General features: G+C 65.3%; 19 protein-coding genes, 1 other RNA gene and 1 pseudogene. 10 read left to right on the top strand and 11 right to left on the bottom strand.

Annotated elements, in window-relative coordinates; genetic code table 11:
- The 5 genes from LJF27_RS27620 to LJF27_RS27600 all read right to left on the bottom strand — a co-directional run bounded on the left by LJF27_RS27620 (window position 1) and on the right by LJF27_RS27600 (window position 4,220).
- Window positions 1-960, bottom strand: coding sequence for a DegV family protein (locus tag LJF27_RS27620; protein ID WP_023116710.1), 960 nt, complete (start codon window positions 958-960; stop codon window positions 1-3).
- 190 nt (window positions 961-1,150) lie between these two features.
- Complete coding sequence (locus LJF27_RS27615; RefSeq protein WP_003085824.1) at window positions 1,151-2,263, bottom strand: NADH:flavin oxidoreductase; 1,113 nt, start codon at window positions 2,261-2,263, stop codon at window positions 1,151-1,153.
- A 40-nt stretch (window positions 2,264-2,303) separates the two neighbouring features.
- A complete protein-coding gene (locus tag LJF27_RS27610; protein ID WP_003158116.1) occupies window positions 2,304-2,894 on the bottom strand; it encodes a TetR/AcrR family transcriptional regulator in 591 nt (196 codons plus the stop codon).
- A 152-nt stretch (window positions 2,895-3,046) separates the two neighbouring features.
- Complete coding sequence (locus LJF27_RS27605; RefSeq protein WP_003109429.1) at window positions 3,047-3,529, bottom strand: glutathione peroxidase; 483 nt, start codon at window positions 3,527-3,529, stop codon at window positions 3,047-3,049.
- Window positions 3,530-3,734: 205 nt separating this feature from the next.
- On the bottom strand, window positions 3,735-4,220 hold the full coding sequence (locus LJF27_RS27600) for an FKBP-type peptidyl-prolyl cis-trans isomerase (RefSeq protein WP_003085816.1): 486 nt from the start codon (window positions 4,218-4,220) through the stop codon (window positions 3,735-3,737).
- Here LJF27_RS27600 and LJF27_RS27595 point away from each other — a divergent pair.
- The 4 genes from LJF27_RS27595 to LJF27_RS27580 all read left to right on the top strand — a co-directional run bounded on the left by LJF27_RS27595 (window position 4,189) and on the right by LJF27_RS27580 (window position 8,929).
- A complete protein-coding gene (locus LJF27_RS27595) occupies window positions 4,189-4,527 on the top strand; it encodes a DUF3565 domain-containing protein (RefSeq protein ID WP_003109430.1) in 339 nt (112 codons plus the stop codon). The two genes, LJF27_RS27600 and LJF27_RS27595, sit on opposite strands and share 32 nt — an antisense overlap.
- The gene (locus LJF27_RS27590; protein WP_003085814.1) at window positions 4,527-5,711 is read left to right on the top strand and encodes an acetate kinase; all 1,185 of its coding nucleotides are present in this window, start codon (window positions 4,527-4,529) and stop codon (window positions 5,709-5,711) included. The genes LJF27_RS27595 and LJF27_RS27590 overlap by 1 nt, the downstream gene beginning before the upstream one ends.
- Before the next feature lie 62 nt (window positions 5,712-5,773).
- A complete protein-coding gene (pta, locus tag LJF27_RS27585) occupies window positions 5,774-7,888 on the top strand; it encodes a phosphate acetyltransferase (RefSeq protein ID WP_003114221.1) in 2,115 nt (704 codons plus the stop codon).
- Between the two features lie 126 nt (window positions 7,889-8,014).
- Window positions 8,015-8,929, top strand: a complete 915-nt coding sequence (locus LJF27_RS27580; RefSeq protein WP_003085811.1) for an acyltransferase — start codon at window positions 8,015-8,017, stop codon at window positions 8,927-8,929.
- A 69-nt stretch (window positions 8,930-8,998) separates the two neighbouring features.
- Here the strand turns inward: LJF27_RS27580 and LJF27_RS27575 are convergent, their stop codons facing one another.
- The 3 genes from LJF27_RS27575 to oruR all read right to left on the bottom strand — a co-directional run bounded on the left by LJF27_RS27575 (window position 8,999) and on the right by oruR (window position 11,580).
- Window positions 8,999-9,712 (bottom strand): OmpA family protein, encoded by a 714-nt coding sequence (locus LJF27_RS27575; protein WP_003085808.1) that lies wholly within the window; start codon window positions 9,710-9,712, stop codon window positions 8,999-9,001.
- A gap of 105 nt (window positions 9,713-9,817) precedes the next feature.
- Complete coding sequence (locus LJF27_RS27570; RefSeq protein ID WP_016253776.1) at window positions 9,818-10,459, bottom strand: MBL fold metallo-hydrolase; 642 nt, start codon at window positions 10,457-10,459, stop codon at window positions 9,818-9,820.
- Between the two features lie 101 nt (window positions 10,460-10,560).
- A complete protein-coding gene (gene oruR / locus LJF27_RS27565; RefSeq protein WP_003114220.1) occupies window positions 10,561-11,580 on the bottom strand; it encodes an ornithine utilization transcriptional regulator OruR in 1,020 nt (339 codons plus the stop codon).
- Window positions 11,581-11,704: 124 nt separating this feature from the next.
- Here oruR and LJF27_RS27560 point away from each other — a divergent pair, with 124 nt between their 5' ends.
- Window positions 11,705-12,538, top strand: coding sequence for a metal-dependent hydrolase (locus LJF27_RS27560; protein WP_003109433.1), 834 nt, complete (start codon window positions 11,705-11,707; stop codon window positions 12,536-12,538).
- 134 nt (window positions 12,539-12,672) lie between these two features.
- On the opposite strand, the gene LJF27_RS27555 is transcribed toward LJF27_RS27560, so the two are convergent.
- Together LJF27_RS27555 and LJF27_RS27550 are read right to left on the bottom strand one after the other, a co-directional pair.
- Window positions 12,673-13,614, bottom strand: a complete 942-nt coding sequence (locus LJF27_RS27555) for an alpha/beta fold hydrolase (RefSeq protein ID WP_003085798.1) — start codon at window positions 13,612-13,614, stop codon at window positions 12,673-12,675.
- A 108-nt stretch (window positions 13,615-13,722) separates the two neighbouring features.
- On the bottom strand, window positions 13,723-14,406 hold the full coding sequence (locus LJF27_RS27550) for a TetR/AcrR family transcriptional regulator (RefSeq protein WP_003120766.1): 684 nt from the start codon (window positions 14,404-14,406) through the stop codon (window positions 13,723-13,725).
- 87 nt (window positions 14,407-14,493) lie between these two features.
- On the opposite strand from LJF27_RS27550, the gene LJF27_RS27545 reads away from it, so the two are divergent.
- From LJF27_RS27545 to LJF27_RS27525, 5 genes and pseudogenes are all read left to right on the top strand, one after another.
- A complete protein-coding gene (locus LJF27_RS27545; RefSeq protein ID WP_010793874.1) occupies window positions 14,494-15,372 on the top strand; it encodes a hypothetical protein in 879 nt (292 codons plus the stop codon).
- Between the two features lie 61 nt (window positions 15,373-15,433).
- Window positions 15,434-15,786, top strand: a transfer-messenger RNA (tmRNA) gene (ssrA, locus tag LJF27_RS27540).
- Between the two features lie 472 nt (window positions 15,787-16,258).
- Window positions 16,259-16,897 carry a hypothetical protein gene (locus LJF27_RS27535; RefSeq protein WP_003140882.1) on the top strand — a complete coding sequence of 213 codons (639 nt, stop codon included), beginning with the start codon at window positions 16,259-16,261 and terminating at the stop codon, window positions 16,895-16,897.
- A 242-nt stretch (window positions 16,898-17,139) separates the two neighbouring features.
- Window positions 17,140-17,475, top strand: coding sequence for a TM2 domain-containing protein (locus LJF27_RS27530; RefSeq protein ID WP_003140884.1), 336 nt, complete (start codon window positions 17,140-17,142; stop codon window positions 17,473-17,475).
- A gap of 173 nt (window positions 17,476-17,648) precedes the next feature.
- Window positions 17,649-17,714: pseudogene (locus LJF27_RS27525) on the top strand (Rhs element Vgr protein); the annotation flags it as partial.
- 7 nt (window positions 17,715-17,721) lie between these two features.
- Here LJF27_RS27525 and LJF27_RS27520 read toward each other — a convergent pair.
- Window positions 17,722-17,990 (bottom strand): integrase core domain-containing protein (locus tag LJF27_RS27520; RefSeq protein ID WP_165948786.1); only part of this gene is annotated, 269 nt, incomplete at its 5' end.

Here is a 17,990-nt window from a genome sequence, read left to right as displayed (position 1 = left end):
TCAGGCAAAGGCTTTCGACGTGGCGATGAAGCCCAGGCTCATGGCCCCGGCGCCCAGGTTGATGCCGCCGGTAGGGCTGAGCATGCCCAGGTGCAAGTGGATGTCGCGCTCGCGGCAGGCGTTCTCCAGCGCGGCGAAGCCCGGCAGGTCGCGCAGCGCGGTCGGATCGCCGGCATAGCTGAGACCCAGTTGCGGTGCCAGCAGCTCACCCGCCTGTACCCGCGCCAGGGCATAGCCGAACAGCTTCTCCGCCGACTTCTCGAAGCTCGGCGAGAGCGCCACCGGTTTTTCCTCGCCATCGGCCAGGCTGAACACCGGCTTGACGTCGAGCAGCGAGCCCAACCCCAGCGCTGCGCCCTTGACCCGGTCGACGAAACCGCTGCGATCACCCTTCTGGAAGCCGCGCCGGCGCAAGTGGCCCAGGTCATCGGCGACCAGGTAGGTGCAGGTCTGCTGGCTGAGCTGTTCGAGGCGCGTACGCAGCGCGTTGGGGTGGCTGCCCTGCGCCAGCAGGCGCGTGCCCTCGGCCGCCAGGCAGGCGATGCCGGCGAAAACCGAGTGGCTGTCGAGTACGCGCAGGGTGAAGGGACCGGCGATGCCGGCCGCGTGGCGGCGCTCGTGGTAGTGCTGTAGCAGGCCGAAGGAGGCCTGGGTGGCGTGCTCGAAGATCGGACTGCGCAGGCTGTCGACGGTGAGGCAGACCACGTAGTCGAAGTCGGTCACCAGTTCGTCGAGGAACCATTGTTGCAACTCGGCGGCGGAGAGCGGCTGGCTGCCGTCCTTGCTACCGACCTTGGGCAGGTGGTCGCGGTAGAAGCTCAGGGTGGTGTCGGGGTCGCGTCGATCGATGAGCCGCTGCTCGCCCAGGCGGATCCCGATCGGCATCACGCGGATGCCGTGGGCGGCGAGGAATTCGGGCGGCAGGTCGCAGGTCGCGTCGACCACCAGGCCGATACGCATGGATTCGCTCCTCTGGCCGTTTCTCGGCCTATTGTTGTGTTGGCGGTCATACAATGCCGGTTTCGGACTTTGAAGTCAGCCGGTCGCAGGGCGGGTTTTCGGAAAAAATCACGGCCATGAAAAATCCCACCCCGAGGGGTGGGATTTCCTTGCCGGCGCAGCGCCGGACCGGTGTGTCGCGGACGCGCCTTCAGACCAGGCTGGCCAGGGCCTCGCGGCTGAACGGCTTGATGTCGCCGATGCGCCCCTCGCGGACCTTCACCGCCCACTCCGGATCCACCAGCAGCGCGCGGCCCACCGCGACCAGGTCGAACTCGCCCTTGTCCAGGCGCTCCACCAGGCCGTCGATGCTCGCCGGCTGCGCCACCTCGTCGGTTTTGCCGAAGAATTGCAGGAACTCGCTGCCGTCCAGGCCGACGTTACCCACGGTAATGGTCGGCTTGCCGGTCAGCTCGCGGGTCCAGCCGGCCAGGTTGAGTTCCGAGCCTTCGAACTCGGGAATCCAGAAGCGGCGGGTCGAGCAGTGGAAGATATCGACGCCGGCCTCCACCAGCGGCGCGAGGAACTCGCGCAGGCCCTCCGGGGTTTCCACCAGGCGCGCGGAATAGTCCTGCTGCTTCCATTGGGAGAAGCGGAAGATGATCGGGAAATCCGCGCCGACCGCCGCGCGCACCGCCCGCACCAGCTCGACGGCGAAGCGCGAGCGATTGGCCAGGCTGCCGCCGTACTCGTCGTCCCGCTGGTTGCTGCCTTCCCAGAAGAACTGGTCGATCAGGTAGCCGTGGGCGCCGTGGATCTCCACCCCGTCCATGCCGATCGCCTGGGCGTCGCGGGCGGCCTGGGCGAAGGCGGCGATGACTTCCTGGATGTCGGCCTTGCTCATGCCGTGGACCAGCACCTTGCCGTCCTTGGCCTTCTCCATCGGGCCGTAGCCGGGCACGCTGGCGTCCGGCTCCACGCCCAGGCGCCGAACGCTGCCGACGTGCCAGAGCTGCGGAACGATGCGCCCGCCCTCGGCATGCACTGCATCGACCACCTGCTTCCAGCCGGCCAGGGCGTCCTCGCCATAGAAGCGCGGCACGTTCGGATAACCGTTGGCGGCCTTGTGGCCGACCGTGGTGCCTTCGCTGACGATCAGGCCGACGCCGGCGGCGGCGCGCCGGCGGTAGTACTCGACGACCTTGGCGTTGGGTACGCCGCCCGGGGAAAAGTTGCGGGTCATCGGCGCCATCACCACACGGGTGGGCAGCTCCAGGGCGCCGAGACGGAACGGTTGGAACAGGGCTTCTACGGGGGCACTCATGGACGGACTCCTGAGGGGGAATGGGAGGTTCGGGCAGGTATCAGGCGCGGAGCAGCAGCTCCAGGCGCGACATGAAAGCATTCAACGGAGCGAGGCCGGCGCCGACCTTGAAGCGCGCCAGGGCGCCCTGCCAGGCGAAGCCGATGAAGCCGGCCAGGCTCGCGCAGTCCTCGTCGGCGGCCAGTTCGCCGGCCTCGCGCGCCTGCTCCAGGCAGTCCTGGAGGATTTGCGCGGAAGCCTGCAGGATCGACTCGACCTTGGCCGCGATCGGCGGCGACAGCTCGGCCATCTCGAAGCTCAGGCTGCCGATGAAGCAGTGGTATTCGGGCTTTTCCTGGCGGGCGAAGTGCTCCAGCAGCTCGCCGTAGTAGCGCACCACCCGCTCGCGCGGGCTGAAGCGGCTGTCGCCGAGGGCCTGGGCGTAGCGCGCCAGGCGCGGCGCGTAGACGTGCTCCAGGGCCTGCTGGGCGAAGGCTTCCTTGCTGTCGAAGTAGTGATAGAAGGAGCCCTTGGGGATGCGCGCGGCCTGGACGATCTCCAGTACCCCGGTGCCGTGGTAGCCACGCCGGGTCATGACCTCGGAGCCCTTGGCCAGGATCAGTTCGCGCTTGTCGAGTCGGTTGCTAGTCATGGAACGAGAGAATATGACCGGTCGTCTCGTCCGCCCAGCATTATCAACGGCGGTGATCAGGCGTTACAGGCAGGGACTTATCGCGTTGCGTCATGAACCGGCGCAAGACAGGAAAGGAAGCGGCGGGACGCGAACGCGTCCCGCGGGGGAGATCAACCCAGGGCCTTCTCGATGGCTTGCACCAGGGCCGGGTCGTCCGGCGCCGTGCGCGGGCTGAAACGCGCCAGCACGCGACCGTCGGGACCGAGGAGGAATTTCTCGAAGTTCCAGGTGATGTCGCCGGGAAACTCCGCGCCCTCGCCCGCCAGCAGGCGATAGAGCGGATGCCGCGCGCTGCCGTTGACCTCGACCTTGGCGCTCATCGGGAAGCTGACGCCATAGTTCAGGCTACAGAAGGACTGGATATCCGCCTCGCTGCCCGGTTCCTGCCCGGCGAACTGGTTGCAGGGCACGCCGAGCACCGCGAAACCGCGCTCGCGGTAGGTCTGGTAGAGATTCTCCAGGCCGGCGTACTGGGGTGTCAGGCCGCATTTGGAGGCGACATTGACCACCAGCAGCACCTTGCCCTTGAACGGGGAAAGCGGCAGGTCCTGTCCATCCAACCCCTGCAGGGTGAGATCGTGAAAGGCACTCATGACGTACTCCTTGCGCATTCAGCGACACAACGTGCCAAGCCCCGCACCGGGCAAGAACCCTGGCTGCGGCGCATCCCCAGGGACGGGGTAAAGAGCCCAGGCATGGCGCATGACGCGAAAGGCGCCCACAGGCGCCTTTCGCTATACCAGCTTAGCAGTTCCGCCGGCGGACGGCCCAGGCCGTCAATCGGCGAATGAACGCCGATCAGTGGTGGTGACCGCCTTCGCCATGGATGTGGCCGTGGGCGATTTCCTCGGCGTTGGCCTCGCGCACGTCGACTACCTTGACCTTGAAGTTCAGGCGCTGGCCGGCCAGCGGATGGTTGCCGTCGACGGTCACGTCGTCGCCGTCGATGTCGCGGATGGTGACGATCTGCATGCCGCCGTCCGGAGCCGAGGCGTGGAACTGCATGCCGACTTCCAGTTCGTCGACGCCTTCGAACATCTCGCGGGTCAGGGTCGCGACCAGTTCGGCGCTGTATTCGCCATAGGCGTCTTCCGGCTCGATGGCGACGCTCAGTTCGTCACCGACGTTCTTGCCTTCCAGGGCCTTCTCCAGGCCGACGATGATGTTGCCGGCACCGTGCAGGTAGACCAGCGGCGCGCCACCAGCGGAACTGTCGATGACATCCCCGGCGTCGTTGGTCAGGGTATAGTCGATGGAAACCGCCTTGTTGGCCGCGATCTGCATGGTTCGAAACCTTTTCGATAAAGAAGATGAATGCGTAAGTGTACGCATCAATAGCCCCGAAAGCGACCGCGCCCCTGATGAACGGGGCGCGCGAGCGCCGTCGCGGGTGATTGATTTTCATCAGGACGAGGAAGGCCATTGGGTGGCAGTCTTGTCCTGTGGCCATACTCAACACCTGCGCCACCAACCGCCCTGGCAATCGCGCGCCTGGGTCCTTGACGAAAACGAGCGGCACAGACAGCTCGGCCGCGAATTTCGCTGCGGCTGGTGTGCCCGGGAAGAAGAAGAGCAGACCAAGGAGCAGTGATGCCCTCACGCAACATACTGGTGATCAACTGCGGCAGTTCGTCGATCAAGTTCGCCCTGGTCAACGAGGCCCACTCCCTGTTTCCCCTGCACGGCCTCGCCGAGCGCCTGGGCAGCCGCGATGCGGTGCTGCGCTGGAAGCGCGGCGGCGACAGCGACAGCCTGATGATTCCCAACGCCGACCACCGCGCCGCCCTCGCCCAGTTGCTGCCGATGGTGCAGAACGCCGCGGGCGGCAAGCTCCACGGCATCGGCCACCGGGTGGTGCATGGCGGCGAGCTGTTCACCCATGCCACGCGCATCGACGACCGGGTGGTCGAGGCGATCCGGGCCACCGCGCCGCTGGCGCCGCTGCACAACCCGGCCAACCTGCAAGGCATCGAGGCAGCGATGACGCTGTTTCCCAAGCTGCCCCACGTCGCCGTGTTCGACACCGCCTTCCACCAGAGCCTGCCGGAGCACGCCTACCGCTACGCCCTCCCGGAAGCCCTCTACCGCGAGCATGGCGTACGCCGCTACGGCTTCCACGGCACCAGCCACCGCTACGTCAGCCACCGCGCCGCGGAAATGGCCGGGTTGGCGGTCGGCGACAGCAGTTGGCTCAGCGCCCACCTCGGCAACGGCAGTTCGACCTGCGCCATCGTCAACGGCCAGAGCCTCGACACCAGCATGGGCCTGACCCCGCTGGAAGGCCTGGTAATGGGCACCCGCAGCGGCGACGTCGACCCCAACCTGCACAGCCACCTGGCGCGGACCCTGGGCTGGAGCCTGGAGCGCATCGACTCGATGCTGAACAACGAAAGTGGCCTGCTCGGCCTCTCCGACCTGTCCAACGACATGCGCACCCTGGAGCAGGAGCGCGAGCAGGGCCACCCCGGCGCGGCCCTGGCGATCGAGGTGTTCTGCTACCGCCTGGCCAAGTCCCTGGCGGCGATGAGCTGCGCCCTGCCGCAACTGGACGGGGTGATCTTCACCGGTGGCATCGGCGAGAACTCGCCGCTGGTGCGCGCCAAGACCGCCGCCCACCTGCGGCTGTTCGACCTGCGCCTCGACCAGGAGGCCAACGCCCGCTGCGTGCGCGGCGTCGCCGGGCCGATCCAGGCCGCGGGGCATCCGCGGGTACTGGTGATCCCGACCAACGAAGAGCGGCAGATCGCCCTCGACACGCTGGCCCTGCTCGACTGAACTGGATCGACGCCCCCGCCCAACCAGGCGGCGTGGCCAAACGCACGGCTTAAGGAGCCCAGATGCATACCTTCTTCATCGCCCCGACCGGTTTCGGCGTCGGCCTCACCTCGATCAGCCTCGGCCTGCTTCGCGCCCTGGAACGCGCCGGGCTGAAGGTTGGCTTCTTCAAACCCATCGCCCAACTGCATCCCGGCGACCTCGGCCCGGAGCGCTCCAGCGAACTGGTGGCGCGCACCCACGGCCTGGATACGCCGAAGCCGCTGCCGCTGGCCCAGGTCGAGCGCATGCTCGGCGACGGCCAACTGGACGAACTGCTCGAAGAGATCATCAGCCTCTACCAGCGCGCCGCCGCCGACAAGGACGTGGTGATCGTCGAAGGCATGGTACCGACCCGTCACGCCAGCTACGCCGCGCGGGTCAACTTCCACCTGGCGAAGAGTCTCGACGCCGAGGTGATCCTGGTCTCCGCGCCGGAAAACGAGACGCTCACCGAACTGACCGACCGTATCGAGATCCAGGCCCAGCTGTTCGGCGGCCCGCGCGACCCGAAGGTACTCGGGGTGATCCTCAACAAGGTCCGCGGCGAGGCCGACGCGGCCAACGCCGAGGACGGCGTGGCGGACTTCGCCCGGCGCCTCACCGAACACTCGCCGCTGCTGCGCGACGACTTCCGCCTGATCGGCTGCATTCCCTGGCAGGACGAACTCAACGCCGCGCGCACCCGCGACATCGCCGACCTGCTCAGCGCACGGGTGATCAACGCCGGCGACTACGAGCAGCGCCGGGTGCAGAAGATCGTGCTATGCGCCCGCGCCGTGCCCAACACCGTGCAACTGCTCAAGCCCGGCGTGCTGGTGGTGACCCCCGGCGACCGCGACGACATCATCCTCGCCGCCAGCCTGGCCGCGATGAACGGCGTACCCTTGGCCGGCCTGCTGCTGTGCAGCGACTTCCCGCCCGACCCGCGGATCATGGAACTCTGCCGCGGCGCCCTGCAGGGCGGCCTGCCGGTGCTGTCGGTGGCCACCGGCTCCTACGACACCGCGACCAACCTGAACCGGATGAACAAGGAAATCCCGGTGGACGACCGCGAGCGCGCCGAGCGGGTCACCGAGTTCGTCGCCGGGCACATCGATTTCGAATGGCTCAAGCAGCGCTGCGGCACGCCGCGCGAGCTGCGCCTGTCACCACCGGCGTTCCGCTACCAGGTAGTGCAACGCGCGCAGAAGGCCGGCAAGCGCATCGTCCTGCCCGAGGGCAGCGAGCCGCGCACCGTACAGGCGGCGGCGATCTGCCAGGCGCGCGGCATCGCCCGCTGCGTGCTGCTGGCCAAGCCGGAGGAGGTCCAGGCAGTGGCCCAGGCCCAGGGCATCGTGCTACCGGAAGGCCTGGAGATCATCGACCCTGACCTGGTGCGGCAGCGCTACGTCGAACCGATGGTCGAGCTGCGCAAGGGCAAGGGGCTGAACGCGCCGATGGCGGAGCAGCAACTGGAGGACAGCGTGGTCCTGGCGACCATGATGCTTGCCCTGGACGAGGTCGACGGCCTGGTCTCCGGCGCCATCCACACCACCGCCAGCACCATCCGCCCGGCGCTGCAACTGATCAAGACCGCGCCCGGCTACAACCTGGTGTCGTCAGTGTTTTTCATGTTGTTACCGGACCAGGTGCTGGTCTACGGCGATTGCGCGGTGAATCCCGATCCTTCGGCCAGTGACCTGGCCGAGATCGCCGTGCAGAGTGCCGCGTCGGCGCAGGCTTTCGGCATCCCGGCACGGGTCGCGATGATCAGCTACTCCACCGGCGACTCCGGTTCCGGGGTGGATGTCGACAAGGTTCGCGAGGCCACCCGCCTGGCGCGCGAGCAGCGCCCCGACCTGTTGATCGACGGACCCTTGCAGTATGATGCCGCCGCCATCGCCAGCGTCGGCCGCCAGAAGGCGCCGAACAGCCCGGTGGCCGGGCAGGCCACGGTGTTCATCTTCCCCGACCTGAACACCGGCAACACCACCTACAAGGCGGTGCAGCGCAGCGCCGATTGCGTCAGCGTCGGGCCGATGCTGCAAGGCCTGCGCAAACCGGTGAACGACCTGTCGCGCGGCGCGCTGGTGGAAGACATCGTCTACACCATCGCCCTCACCGCCATCCAGGCGGACGCCCAGGCCCCGGCCTGAAGGAACGCCGCTCAGTGGGCGGCACTGGCTTCGGCCAGGCACGAGGATGTGCCATGTGAACGGCGGGACCACGCCCCGCTCCACGCGCCCGGCCCTGGCCGGGCGCCTACGTACAAGGACTCCTTGATGCTGTCGTTTCTCCCCCATTTCCTGCGCGGCTCCCTGGCCGGCCTGCTGCTGGTGTCCAGCACCCTGTGCTGGGCCTGCCTGCTGTTCGGCATGACCCTGGTCAAGCTGCTCCTGCCGTTCGCCGCCGCCCAGCGCCTGTGCAGCAAGATCATGAGCCTGATCGCCGAAGGCTGGATCGCCTGCAACAAGGGCTGGATGAACCTGGTCCAGCGCACCCGCTGGAACGTCCAGGGCCTGGAGGGCCTGGAGTACCAACACTCCTACCTGGTCACCAGCAACCACCAGAGCTGGGTCGACATCCTCGTCCTGCAATACCAGTTGAACCGACGCATCCCGCTGCTGCGCTTCTTCCTCAAGCAGGAACTGATCTGGGTCCCGATCATCGGCCTGTGCTGGTGGGCCCTCGATTTCCCCTTCATGAAGCGCTACAGCAAGGCCTACCTGGCCAGGCACCCGGAGAAGAAAGGCCAGGACCTGGCGACCACGCGCAAGGCCTGCGCCAAGTTCAGCCGCATCCCGGTAGCGGTGTTCAACTTCCTCGAAGGCACCCGTTTCACCCGCGCCAAGCACGACGAGCAGCAGTCGCCGTTCCGCCACCTGCTCAAGCCCAAGGCCGGCGGTATCGCCTTCGTCCTCGACGCCATGGGCGAGCAATTGAAGACCCTGGTCAACGTGACCATCCACTACCCGGACGGCAGCCCGACCTTCTGGTGCCTGCTTTCCGGACGCCTGAAGGACGTCGTGGTGCGCTTCGAGGAACTGGAGATTCCGCGCCAGTTCGTTGGCAAGAGCTACGACCAGGATGCCGGCTACCGCGCGGAATTCCAGCAATGGGTCAACCAGCTGTGGGAGCGCAAGGACCAGTTGCTCGACAGCCTGCACCGCGAGTTTCCCGGTAACGCCAAGGCGTAGGACGAAGAGCGCCGACCAGCGCCCATGAAAAAGCCCGCCAAATGGCGGGCTTTTTCGTCCAGGCCGCGATCAGTACTGCGGCTGGGTCTGCGCCGGGCCCTGGGCGCCCGGAACCGGTCGCAGGTTGACCTCGACACGCCGGTTCTGCGCGCGACCGTCGGCAGTGGAGTTGCTCGCGATCGGCTGGTCCGGGCCCATGCCGCGGGTGCTCAGGCGGGTGCCGTCGACGCCCTGGGCGGTCAGGTAGCCGGCCACGCTCTGCGCACGACGCTGGGACAGGTCCATGTTGTGCTGGCGGCTGCCGGTGCTGTCGGTGTAGCCGACGATCTCGATGGTGTTCTGGTTGTACTGCTTGAACGAGTTCGCCAGGTTGTTCAGCGGCGCGTAGAAGCTCGGGGCGATGTTCGCCGAATCGGTGGCGAAGGTGATGTTGCCCGGCATGATCAGCTTGATGTCGTCACCTTGGCGCTGCACTTCCACGCCGGTGCCTTCCATCTGCCGACGCAGCTCGGCTTCCTGCTTGTCGGCGTAGTAGCCATAACCCGCGGCGGCCGCGCCGGCAACGGCAGCGCCGATCAGCGCGCCCTTGCCACGGTTGTTGTGGTCGATCGCAGCGCCGGCGACGGCGCCGGCCAGCGCACCCAGTCCGCCGTACTTGGCCGTCTTGCTCATGCCACCCTGGCTTTGGCTTTGCGTGTCGTAGGGGTTGTTGTTGGCACAACCGGCGAGCAGCGCCAGCGCGGTGACGGCTGCGGCCAGAGGCAGGCAACGGGAGGTGAACATGGGAAAACTACTCCTCGAGGTACTGAAACGCCCCTGCGTGAGGGGCGGCCGATATCTTAGAGCATAGCCAAGTGGCAAAATTCCCGATGCTCGGAAAAATCCTTTTCAGCCCCTGACGAAGGGGTTCTCGCGCATCTCTTCGCCTAGCGTGGTGTCCGGGCCATGGCCGGCGACCACCGTGGCGTCCTCGTCGAGGCTGTACAGGCGCTGCCGGATCGAACGCTGGATCGCCGCCGAGTCGCCGCCCCACAGGTCGGTGCGGCCGATGCCACGGCGGAACAGGGTGTCGCCGGCGATCAGCAGCTTCGCCCGGGGGAACCAGAAACTCATCGAGCCCGGCGTATGCCCCGGCGTGTGCAGTGCCACTCCGCAACCGCAGGCCAGTTCCTCGTCGTCGGCCAGCCAGCGGTCCGGGGCCGGCACCGGCGTGTAGGGCACGCCGAACAGTTGGCACTGCATCTCCAGGTTGTCCCAGAGGAACTGGTCGTCCTTGTGCAGGTGCAGGCTGGCGCCGGTGCGCTTCTTCATCTCGCCGGAGGCTAGGAAGTGATCCAGGTGCGCGTGGGTATGGATGATGCTGACCAGCTGCAGACCGAGGCGGTCGAGGCGCTGCAGGATCAGTTCGTGGTCGCCGCCCGGATCGACGACAATGGCCTTCCTGGTCAGCGGATCGCCAATGATGGTGCAGTTGCACTGCAAAGGCCCGACGGGAAAGGTTTCGCGGATCAGCGCGGGGGATGTCGACATGCAAGACTCCGATCACGGTCGGCGCGGCAAGCGCGCCATGGATTTCTATGAAACGCCAAGCATGGCACATCCATCCGCTGCCGAGGATCGCCGGCGTCGGCTCAGGGCGCTTCGCGGTAGTCGCTGGGCAGCTTGCCGGTCCACTTGCGAAACGCCCGGCGGAAGTTCGACGAATCGTTGAAGCCGAGCAGCAGGGCGATCTCGTACAGAGGTAGCTGGGTGGTGGTCAGGTATTGCAGGGCCAGGCGCTTGCGCACATCGTCGAGGACCTGCTGGTAGGTGGTGCCCAACGACGACAGGTGCCGGCGCAGGCTGCGCCCGCTGGTGTGCAGTTCGCGGGCGGCCTGTTCGAGATCGGGGAAGTCGCCGGGACGCGCCAGCAGCAGGCGGCGCACACGGGTCAGCAGGCCTTCCTGGACGTCCAGGGTGGCCAGCAGCGCCTCGCACTGCTGCTCGCACATCTGCACCGTGGCCGGGTTGGCCAGCGCCATCGGTCGTTCCAGGTACTCGCTGGGCATGCTCAGCCAGTGCCAGGGCTGCTCGAACTCCGCGGCCACCCCGAACACCTCGGCGTAGCGCCGGGCATGGGCCGGCGGCGGATAGGCGAAGCCGACCCGCACGTCCTGCAACGGCTCGCCGACCAGGAAGCAGGCGATGGAATACAGCGTCGCCATCAGGCCCTCGGCGGCGAACACCGAGGCGGCGCCCAGCGGCATCGACTCCACCGCGCGCAACTCGGCGCGGCCGTCATCGAGCACCAGTTCCAGTTCGTAGGCCAGGCCGAGCACCCGGTAGTACTTGAGGGCGAACTGGATGGCCTTGCCCAGGTTGGCGCTGGACAGCACCGCGTAGCCGAGGATGCCGTGGGCGGAGACGTTCAGGCGCTGGCCGAGCACCAGCCCCAGCGCCGGCTCGCCGCACAGGGCCTGGGCGCTGTAGGTGAGCTGGTTGAAGTCGAGGAAGGACAGGCGGCCGTTCGGGCTGTCCAGCACCTCGGGACGCACCCGCGCAGCGTCGAACAGCGCCTGGCGGGATACGCCGTACTCCGCGACAAGATCGAGGAGTGCCTCGGCATAGGCCACCGGCACCAGTTCGGCGGTGAAATTGAGCGGTTGTTTCATGGCTGTTTATTGTTCTGACCGCTGGCCGGATATGACCGGAAAGTTGGCAGAAGATAACCTTGTGAGGCTATCCCCCGCAAGCGATAGTCGATCCCATGGTCCTTCACCATCACAGGGAGCCGCTATGGCCAGCACCACCCCCGAAGGTCTGGAGATCCGCCCGCGTCATCTGGACTTCGACCTGCCCGATCCGATGCCGCGCCATTGGCACAGCGGCGACGCTTTCAAGACCCACATGTTCAACGCCATGTCGGTGCTGTTCCCCGATGGCGAGCGCTTCTTCATCGACTCCGTGCGCCACTACCGCGAACGGGTCGAGGACCCGGCGCTGAAGCAACAGATCCGTGGCTTCATCGGCCAGGAAGGCCACCACAGCCGCGAGCACCTGGTCTACAGCGACCGCCTGCGCGCCCTCGGCTACGACATCGACCGCCTGGAAGGCGGCGCCAAACGGCGCATCCGCTTCGCCCAGCAGAAACTGCACCCGTCGCGGCAACTGGCGGCCACCGCGGCCCTGGAGCACCTCACCGCGATCATGGCCGACGGCCTGCTGAGCAACCCCAGGTGGCTGGAAGGCGCCGACCCGACCATGGCCCGCCTGTGGCGCTGGCACGCACTGGAGGAAACCGAGCACAAGGCGGTGGCCTACGACGTGTTCATGCTGGTCAACGGCAAGGCCAGGCTGCGCCGCCGGGCGATGGTCCAGGGCACCTTCTTCTTCGCCCTCGACACCACCAAGGGCCTGGTCCACATGCTCAAGCGCGACGGCCTGCTGTGGAACTTCAAGGTCTGGCGCGACGGCATCAAGTGGCTGTGGGGCAAGGACGGCGTGTTCCGCTCGCTGGTGGGCGTGTACCTGGACTTCTACAAGAAGGACTTCCACCCCTGGCAGCACAATAACCTGCACCTCATCGAGCAGTACCGCGACCAGTTCGAACCGGAACCGAAGGCCGCCTGACCCTCCTCGCCGCCCCTCCGCGCCGCGAGAGGGGCATGCATCGTTTCCCTGCCCTGCCTGGTATTTCGGCCCTTCGTCCACGCATTAAAAAGCCCGCGACTGACCAGCGCGGGCTTCTTCATGACGGCCTGGGATCAGGCCATCAGGAAGCGCAGTGCATCCGCCGCGGTCTGCTCGGGAATCTCCTCCATGGGGATATGCCCGACGCCCGGATAGGTCTTCACCTGGATCCCCGGCAGGTCGCGTTGCCACAGCGGTACGTGCTTCGGCGAGATCCAGCGGTCGCGTTCGCCCCACATCAGCAGGGTCGGCGCGACGATCCGGGCGATGCGTTCGCCAGAGGTGCCGAGTTCCTCGCGGTTGACCTTCAGCAACACGCGGAAGATCTCCATCATGCCCTTGCGGTTGCCCGGGCGGCGGCTCAGATCGTAGTAGCGGTCGACCACCCCCGGCTTGATCCGCCCCGGCTCGCCATAGACTTCCTTGATGCCCTGGGCGATCAGCGCTCGCGGCATCCACAGCGGCATCGCCAGGGTCGAGCCGGGCAGCGCCGCCGAGGCGATCATCCACGGCACCTTGCGCATCTGGTAACCGGCCGGGTCGATCAGCACCAGCCGCTCCACCCGCTGCGGCTGCGCCAGGGCGAAGTTCCAGGCGATATAGCCGCCCAGGGAGTTGCCGGCGATCGAGGCCTTGTCGATCTTCAGGAAATCGAGCAACTGGCCGAGGATCGCCACCATGCGCTCGCCAGAGTAACGGCTGTCACGCCCCGGCCCGGTCAGGCCGAAGCCCGGTACGTCGAAGCGCACGATGCGGAAGTACGGCGACATCGCCTTCACCCAGTCGTCCCAGGTGTGCAGCGAGGCCACTACGCCGTGGATCATCACCAGTACCGGCTTGTCGCGGCTGCCTTCGTCGCGGTAGTGCAGCGGGAAACCGTCCAGCTCGATGAAGCGCGAGCCGCTGGACGGTGCGGCGTAGCGTTCGCGCAACGACTCCAGCGAGAGAGAGCCGAAGCCCAGGCGGGCGAATCCGACCGCCAGCGGCGGTTGCAGCAGATAGGGTGTCGCGGACATGGACGCACGTCTCCCGTCTTGTTGTTATGACAGGGCATCAGAGCATGGCCACGACGGACTGCGAGCCCAACCTAGGTTCTGTAGGCGCGAGCGGCGACTGCCCGGCTGTTACCCTTGCAATCTCGTCGGAGCCTGGGTGCGGGGACAGAGCGTACCCACCAGCAGGTCGCCGAGCACCCGCTTGACCCGCGGCAGCTCCAGCGGGTCGCTGGCATTGAGCAGCTCCAGCGAAGCCGCCTCCATCGCCCAGATCAGCACCCGGTAGGTCAGCGCATCGTGGGCCGCGCCCTGGGCGCCCAGGCGCTCGGCCCACAGCTCGATAATCTTCAGGTGCGCGCGCTGCCGGTGCGCCGCCAGCGGCGAGCCGGCATGCAGGGCCTCCTCCTGCATCATGCGAATGATCGGACCGACCGCCAGGTGGTAGTCGAAGAACAGCGAGACCATCGCCCGCAACCAGTCCTCGTCGCTGCCGGCCTCGCTGCGCAGCCCGCCGAAGCGCGCCAGCAGCAATTGCACGGCGCTGTGGTAGATGCTTTCCAGCACCTCCAGCTTGCCGGCGAAATACTTGTAGAAAGTCCGCCGCGAGACCCGCGCCGCCTCCAGCAAGTCGTTGACCGTGGTCTCGGCGATCCCCTTGCGGGTGAACACCGGGATCGCCGCGAGCTGGATGTTGGTTCGTTGCAGATGCCCCACCAGCGGCCCCTCGCCCTGCGCCGCCTGGCGCGCCAGCGCGCCGTAGCCGCCGAGGTCCTCGAATACCGCCTGCAAGCCGTCCCACTGCGCCGTTGCCATCCCGTCCGCCCCAATCGAAGCGCGGGGTGACGGCGGCCCCGGCCATCGCTAACCTAGGCCGATCCACGCGCCCCGCAAGGAAAGTCCGTGCCGACCCTATCACGCCGCCTGCTCTGGCCGCTGGCCATCCTTTTACTGGTTCTCGGCCGCCCGCTCGCGGCCGCCGACCTCTACTACCTCGGCCAGCGCATCCCGGACATCCAGAAGCCCTGGGACAGCCACGACTACCAGGTGCTGATCGACGCCCTGAAGAAGATCGAGGAAACCCAGAAGAACGCCCTGCCGCGACGCAGCGGCGAATTCACCGGGCCGCTCTACCTGCGCATGGTCAGCGAGGAAAACTTCCGCCCGCAGCTGAACATCTACAGCCCCCTGGAGATCCGCCAGAACGAGGCCCGCGAAGTGCTGTTCAAGCTCAAGGAACTGATGCGCCTGTACTTCGATTTCCGCGCCGCCAAACAGCCCTACGGCGCCGAGGCGCTGGGCCTGATGAGCTACTCGCTGCGCGAGCAGTCGATCCTGTTCACCCTCACCGTCGAATTCTGGATGACCCTGTCCCAGGCCGAACAGCGCAACCCCGCGCGCCTGCAGGGTATGCAGGAAACCAAGGCGGCCGCGGCGATGCTCACCGGCAGCGCTCTCGACTACCTCGGCCTCACCGCCCAGTTCGAGCGCCAGGACCTGGTGCTCTACTCCGCCGAACTGGCCAAGGAAATGCCCGAGCTGTTCATCCACCTGCCCTCCCCGGTGCGCGCCCAGTTGCTGGAACGCATCGCCGGTTTCGCCAAGGACCACCCTTACCCCGAGGTCCGCGACAACATGCGCGACCTGCAACCGGTGTTGCAGGCGATCCAGGCCGACGTGGAAAAACAGCTGGCGCCCGGGCGGAACGCCAAGGCACCGGCCAAAGCCCTGGACCTGAGCCCGCCTCCGGAGGGGAAACCCAGCGGCGTCAAAGGTTTATGAGCGGCGGATTGGACTCTCGCAGCCCTTTGCCGTAGACTGGTCGTCGACCTGTCAAGGTTTTGGGGCCGATTAGGATTCGACGCCGGTAACAAAACTTGAGGGGCATGCCGAGCTGGTAGCAGAACTCGTAAATTCGCTGCTGCAAACTTATAGTTGCCAACGACGACAACTACGCTCTAGCTGCTTAATGCGGCTAGCAGTCGCTAGGGGATGCCTGTAAACCCGAAACGACTGTCAGATAGAACAGGATCGCCGCCAAGTTCGCTGTAGACGTAACGGCTAAAACTCATACAGCTCGCTCCAAGCACCCTGCCACTCGGGCGGCGCGGAGTTAACTCAGTAGAGCTGGCTAAGCATGTAGAACCGATAGCGGAGAGCTGGCGGACGGGGGTTCAAATCCCCCCGGCTCCACCAAACGCAAACGATAAGCCCCTGATTTTCCTAGTGAATTTCAGGGGCTTTTTCTTTGCCCAGTCCCTTGCCTGCTCCTCCAGCGCCGGGCCTTTCCTGTTGCCGGCTCGCCTTGCTGCTCCCTCCCCTACCGTGACCGACACCCGGCGAGCTTCGCCAGCCCGCTCTTTTGGCTGCGGACGCGCGGAATGATATTTCCCGAATCTGTTAATGAGACCGTTCGATTCCGCCGCCAACAAGGCTCTGGAACGCTGGCAGGAAAACATTCATGGCTTCAGGTTCGAAACTCCCCGTCCAAGAAAACGAGCCTCCGAGAAACCGACGCATACTTTTCGTCAAGCACAGAAAAAGAATTTGAGCTAGACACTCACTACCAGGGTAAGCAGGCGTCTTATATCCCTGGAAAGCGAAACCTAAAACAGAGATTCCAAAACACGATAAACCGGCCTCCACAGACGCTCGAAGGGCAAGAAAAATGAAAAAGGAACCGAAAGGAGCAAAAAACAGGATAGTCATCGCCAAAGATGAGAAGAACGTTCTGACCTGCACCAGCGAAGGGTTCGAATATACGCCAGACATCGTCAAGAACGTCTACGGAAAGAGCAGCCGACCCGCACTGGAAGACTGGTTCCTGACGGAACTTGATTTCTTTCGCAGGTATTACCCGGGATACGAGATTTTCACCCTCGGCTCCAGTTGTGTCTTCGGCGAAAAGTTCGTGAACTACCTGACCATCTGCGAATTCGACATAGACAGTACCTACGCCTTCGACTGTCTCAAGAAGGCCCTGAGGGAGTCCGACCAGGCCATTAGGCGGAAACTCTCCGCCATGTGGAAATGGGACATAGCCGCCAGGAAGGACTGGAACATCGTCTTCATGGTTGGGCACATGGACTTCGCCTACTTCCTCCAGCACAGGAAGGAGTTCCAGGGGGATGCCCATAAGCGCTTCATGAGTACATTCACCACGGCGGAGACGAAAATCACCTCTCGCGACTACAAGGTCATGCATGACGGCGCGATCCTGCCCTTCGACGAAACGGCCCTGTCGCCGGAAGACAGGTTCATTTTCGAGAACTATCAAAAGATAAAGTTCGAAACCACGCCACTATGAAGTTAACGGACAAAAGCGAAAGGCGCCCGGCCGGACGCCTTTCGCCAATAAACTCCAGCCACTCGCCAGTTTGTTTTAAGCACTTCTACGAAGTCCAGGAGTTCCGACTCCTGGCCGACTCTTCCAGAGCCTCGCAATAAAACTACAAATCAAAAACATCCTCAGACTGGACGCTTGAAAAAACACCGTTGGCAACGTTTCAATTCCCACCATGTCTTCCGCATGGATCAGTGGGAAAACTCATGTCACTACAGTCTGAAATGCTCGTGGAGCAGAAAGTTTCCAACGCCCAGAAATCCACCGGCACCGCCTATCTTCTGTGGTTCTTCCTGGGCGGTTTCGGCGCACACCGCTTCTACCTGGGGAAAACCGGCACGGCGGTTACCCAACTGATCATCACGCTGATCGGTTGTTTCACCCTGTTCCCCCTGATCATTACCGGCATCTGGTGGATCGTCGATGCCTTCCTGATTCCCGGCATCATCCAGGGCCATACGGAGCAGACCCGCCGCGACGCCCGGCTGGAAGTTGCAGCGCTGCAGGTAGCCGGCGCTTCCGCGTCGCACCCTCAAGACTGACCGGCGCACCTCGCTACGGTCCTCGGCGGGCCGGAGAAGAAACCAATGCCGGGAGGTGGGACAAGGAGAAGTCCCCTTCTGCGTTTCTTCCGCTGGCGATAGGTGCCGACTCGTTCAATCCCGAATTGGCCACCAGAACGGCCAGCACATCTCACTGATGCAAGGACCCGCACATGAGTGGAAAACCCGCCGCCCGCGTCACCGATCCAACGACCTGCCCAGTGCCAGGGCATGGCAGTGTAGTGGTCAACCCATCCCGGACAGTGGGTTGAGTTTTTCTTCGGCCACCGCAGGTGGTAACCCGTCGTTGAATTGATGCGGCCTGATCCAGTTGTAGCGATGCATCAGGTAATGACTGATGTCCCGTTGGGCCTCCTGCGCCGTCAGGTAACCCGTTGACGGGACCCACTCCGACTTCAGACTGCGGAACAGGCGCTCCATCGGCGAGTTATCCCAGCAATTCCCTCGGCGACTCATGCTCTGCTGCATCCGATAGCGCCAGAGCCGTTGCCGAA

The sequence above is a fragment of the Pseudomonas sp. 203-8 genome, from assembly GCF_020708595.1.
In the GTDB taxonomy this organism is placed as follows: Bacteria; Pseudomonadota; Gammaproteobacteria; order Pseudomonadales; family Pseudomonadaceae; genus Pseudomonas; species Pseudomonas aeruginosa.
The sequence above is the reverse complement of the archived record's forward strand: the minus strand, read 5'-3'. Positions and strand labels throughout refer to the sequence as shown.

What these genes read in the sequence shown, in the direction of transcription:
- LJF27_RS27620 (WP_023116710.1), bottom strand. Translation starts at nt 960, where the DNA reads ATGCGTATCGGCCTGGTGGTCGACGCGACCTGCGACCTGCCGCCCGAA.
- LJF27_RS27615 (WP_003085824.1), bottom strand. Translation starts at nt 2,263, where the DNA reads ATGAGTGCCCCCGTAGAAGCCCTGTTCCAACCGTTCCGTCTCGGCGCC.
- LJF27_RS27610 (WP_003158116.1), bottom strand. Translation starts at nt 2,894, where the DNA reads ATGACTAGCAACCGACTCGACAAGCGCGAACTGATCCTGGCCAAGGGC.
- LJF27_RS27605 (WP_003109429.1), bottom strand. Translation starts at nt 3,529, where the DNA reads ATGAGTGCCTTTCACGATCTCACCCTGCAGGGGTTGGATGGACAGGAC.
- LJF27_RS27595 (WP_003109430.1), top strand. Translation starts at nt 4,189, where the DNA reads ATGGAAACCGCCTTGTTGGCCGCGATCTGCATGGTTCGAAACCTTTTC.
- LJF27_RS27600 (WP_003085816.1), bottom strand. Translation starts at nt 4,220, where the DNA reads ATGCAGATCGCGGCCAACAAGGCGGTTTCCATCGACTATACCCTGACC.
- LJF27_RS27590 (WP_003085814.1), top strand. Translation starts at nt 4,527, where the DNA reads ATGCCCTCACGCAACATACTGGTGATCAACTGCGGCAGTTCGTCGATC.
- pta (WP_003114221.1), top strand. Translation starts at nt 5,774, where the DNA reads ATGCATACCTTCTTCATCGCCCCGACCGGTTTCGGCGTCGGCCTCACC.
- LJF27_RS27580 (WP_003085811.1), top strand. Translation starts at nt 8,015, where the DNA reads ATGCTGTCGTTTCTCCCCCATTTCCTGCGCGGCTCCCTGGCCGGCCTG.
- LJF27_RS27575 (WP_003085808.1), bottom strand. Translation starts at nt 9,712, where the DNA reads ATGTTCACCTCCCGTTGCCTGCCTCTGGCCGCAGCCGTCACCGCGCTG.
- LJF27_RS27570 (WP_016253776.1), bottom strand. Translation starts at nt 10,459, where the DNA reads ATGTCGACATCCCCCGCGCTGATCCGCGAAACCTTTCCCGTCGGGCCT.
- oruR (WP_003114220.1), bottom strand. Translation starts at nt 11,580, where the DNA reads ATGAAACAACCGCTCAATTTCACCGCCGAACTGGTGCCGGTGGCCTAT.
- LJF27_RS27560 (WP_003109433.1), top strand. Translation starts at nt 11,705, where the DNA reads ATGGCCAGCACCACCCCCGAAGGTCTGGAGATCCGCCCGCGTCATCTG.
- LJF27_RS27555 (WP_003085798.1), bottom strand. Translation starts at nt 13,614, where the DNA reads ATGTCCGCGACACCCTATCTGCTGCAACCGCCGCTGGCGGTCGGATTC.
- LJF27_RS27550 (WP_003120766.1), bottom strand. Translation starts at nt 14,406, where the DNA reads ATGGCAACGGCGCAGTGGGACGGCTTGCAGGCGGTATTCGAGGACCTC.
- LJF27_RS27535 (WP_003140882.1), top strand. Translation starts at nt 16,259, where the DNA reads ATGAAAAAGGAACCGAAAGGAGCAAAAAACAGGATAGTCATCGCCAAA.
- LJF27_RS27530 (WP_003140884.1), top strand. Translation starts at nt 17,140, where the DNA reads ATGTCACTACAGTCTGAAATGCTCGTGGAGCAGAAAGTTTCCAACGCC.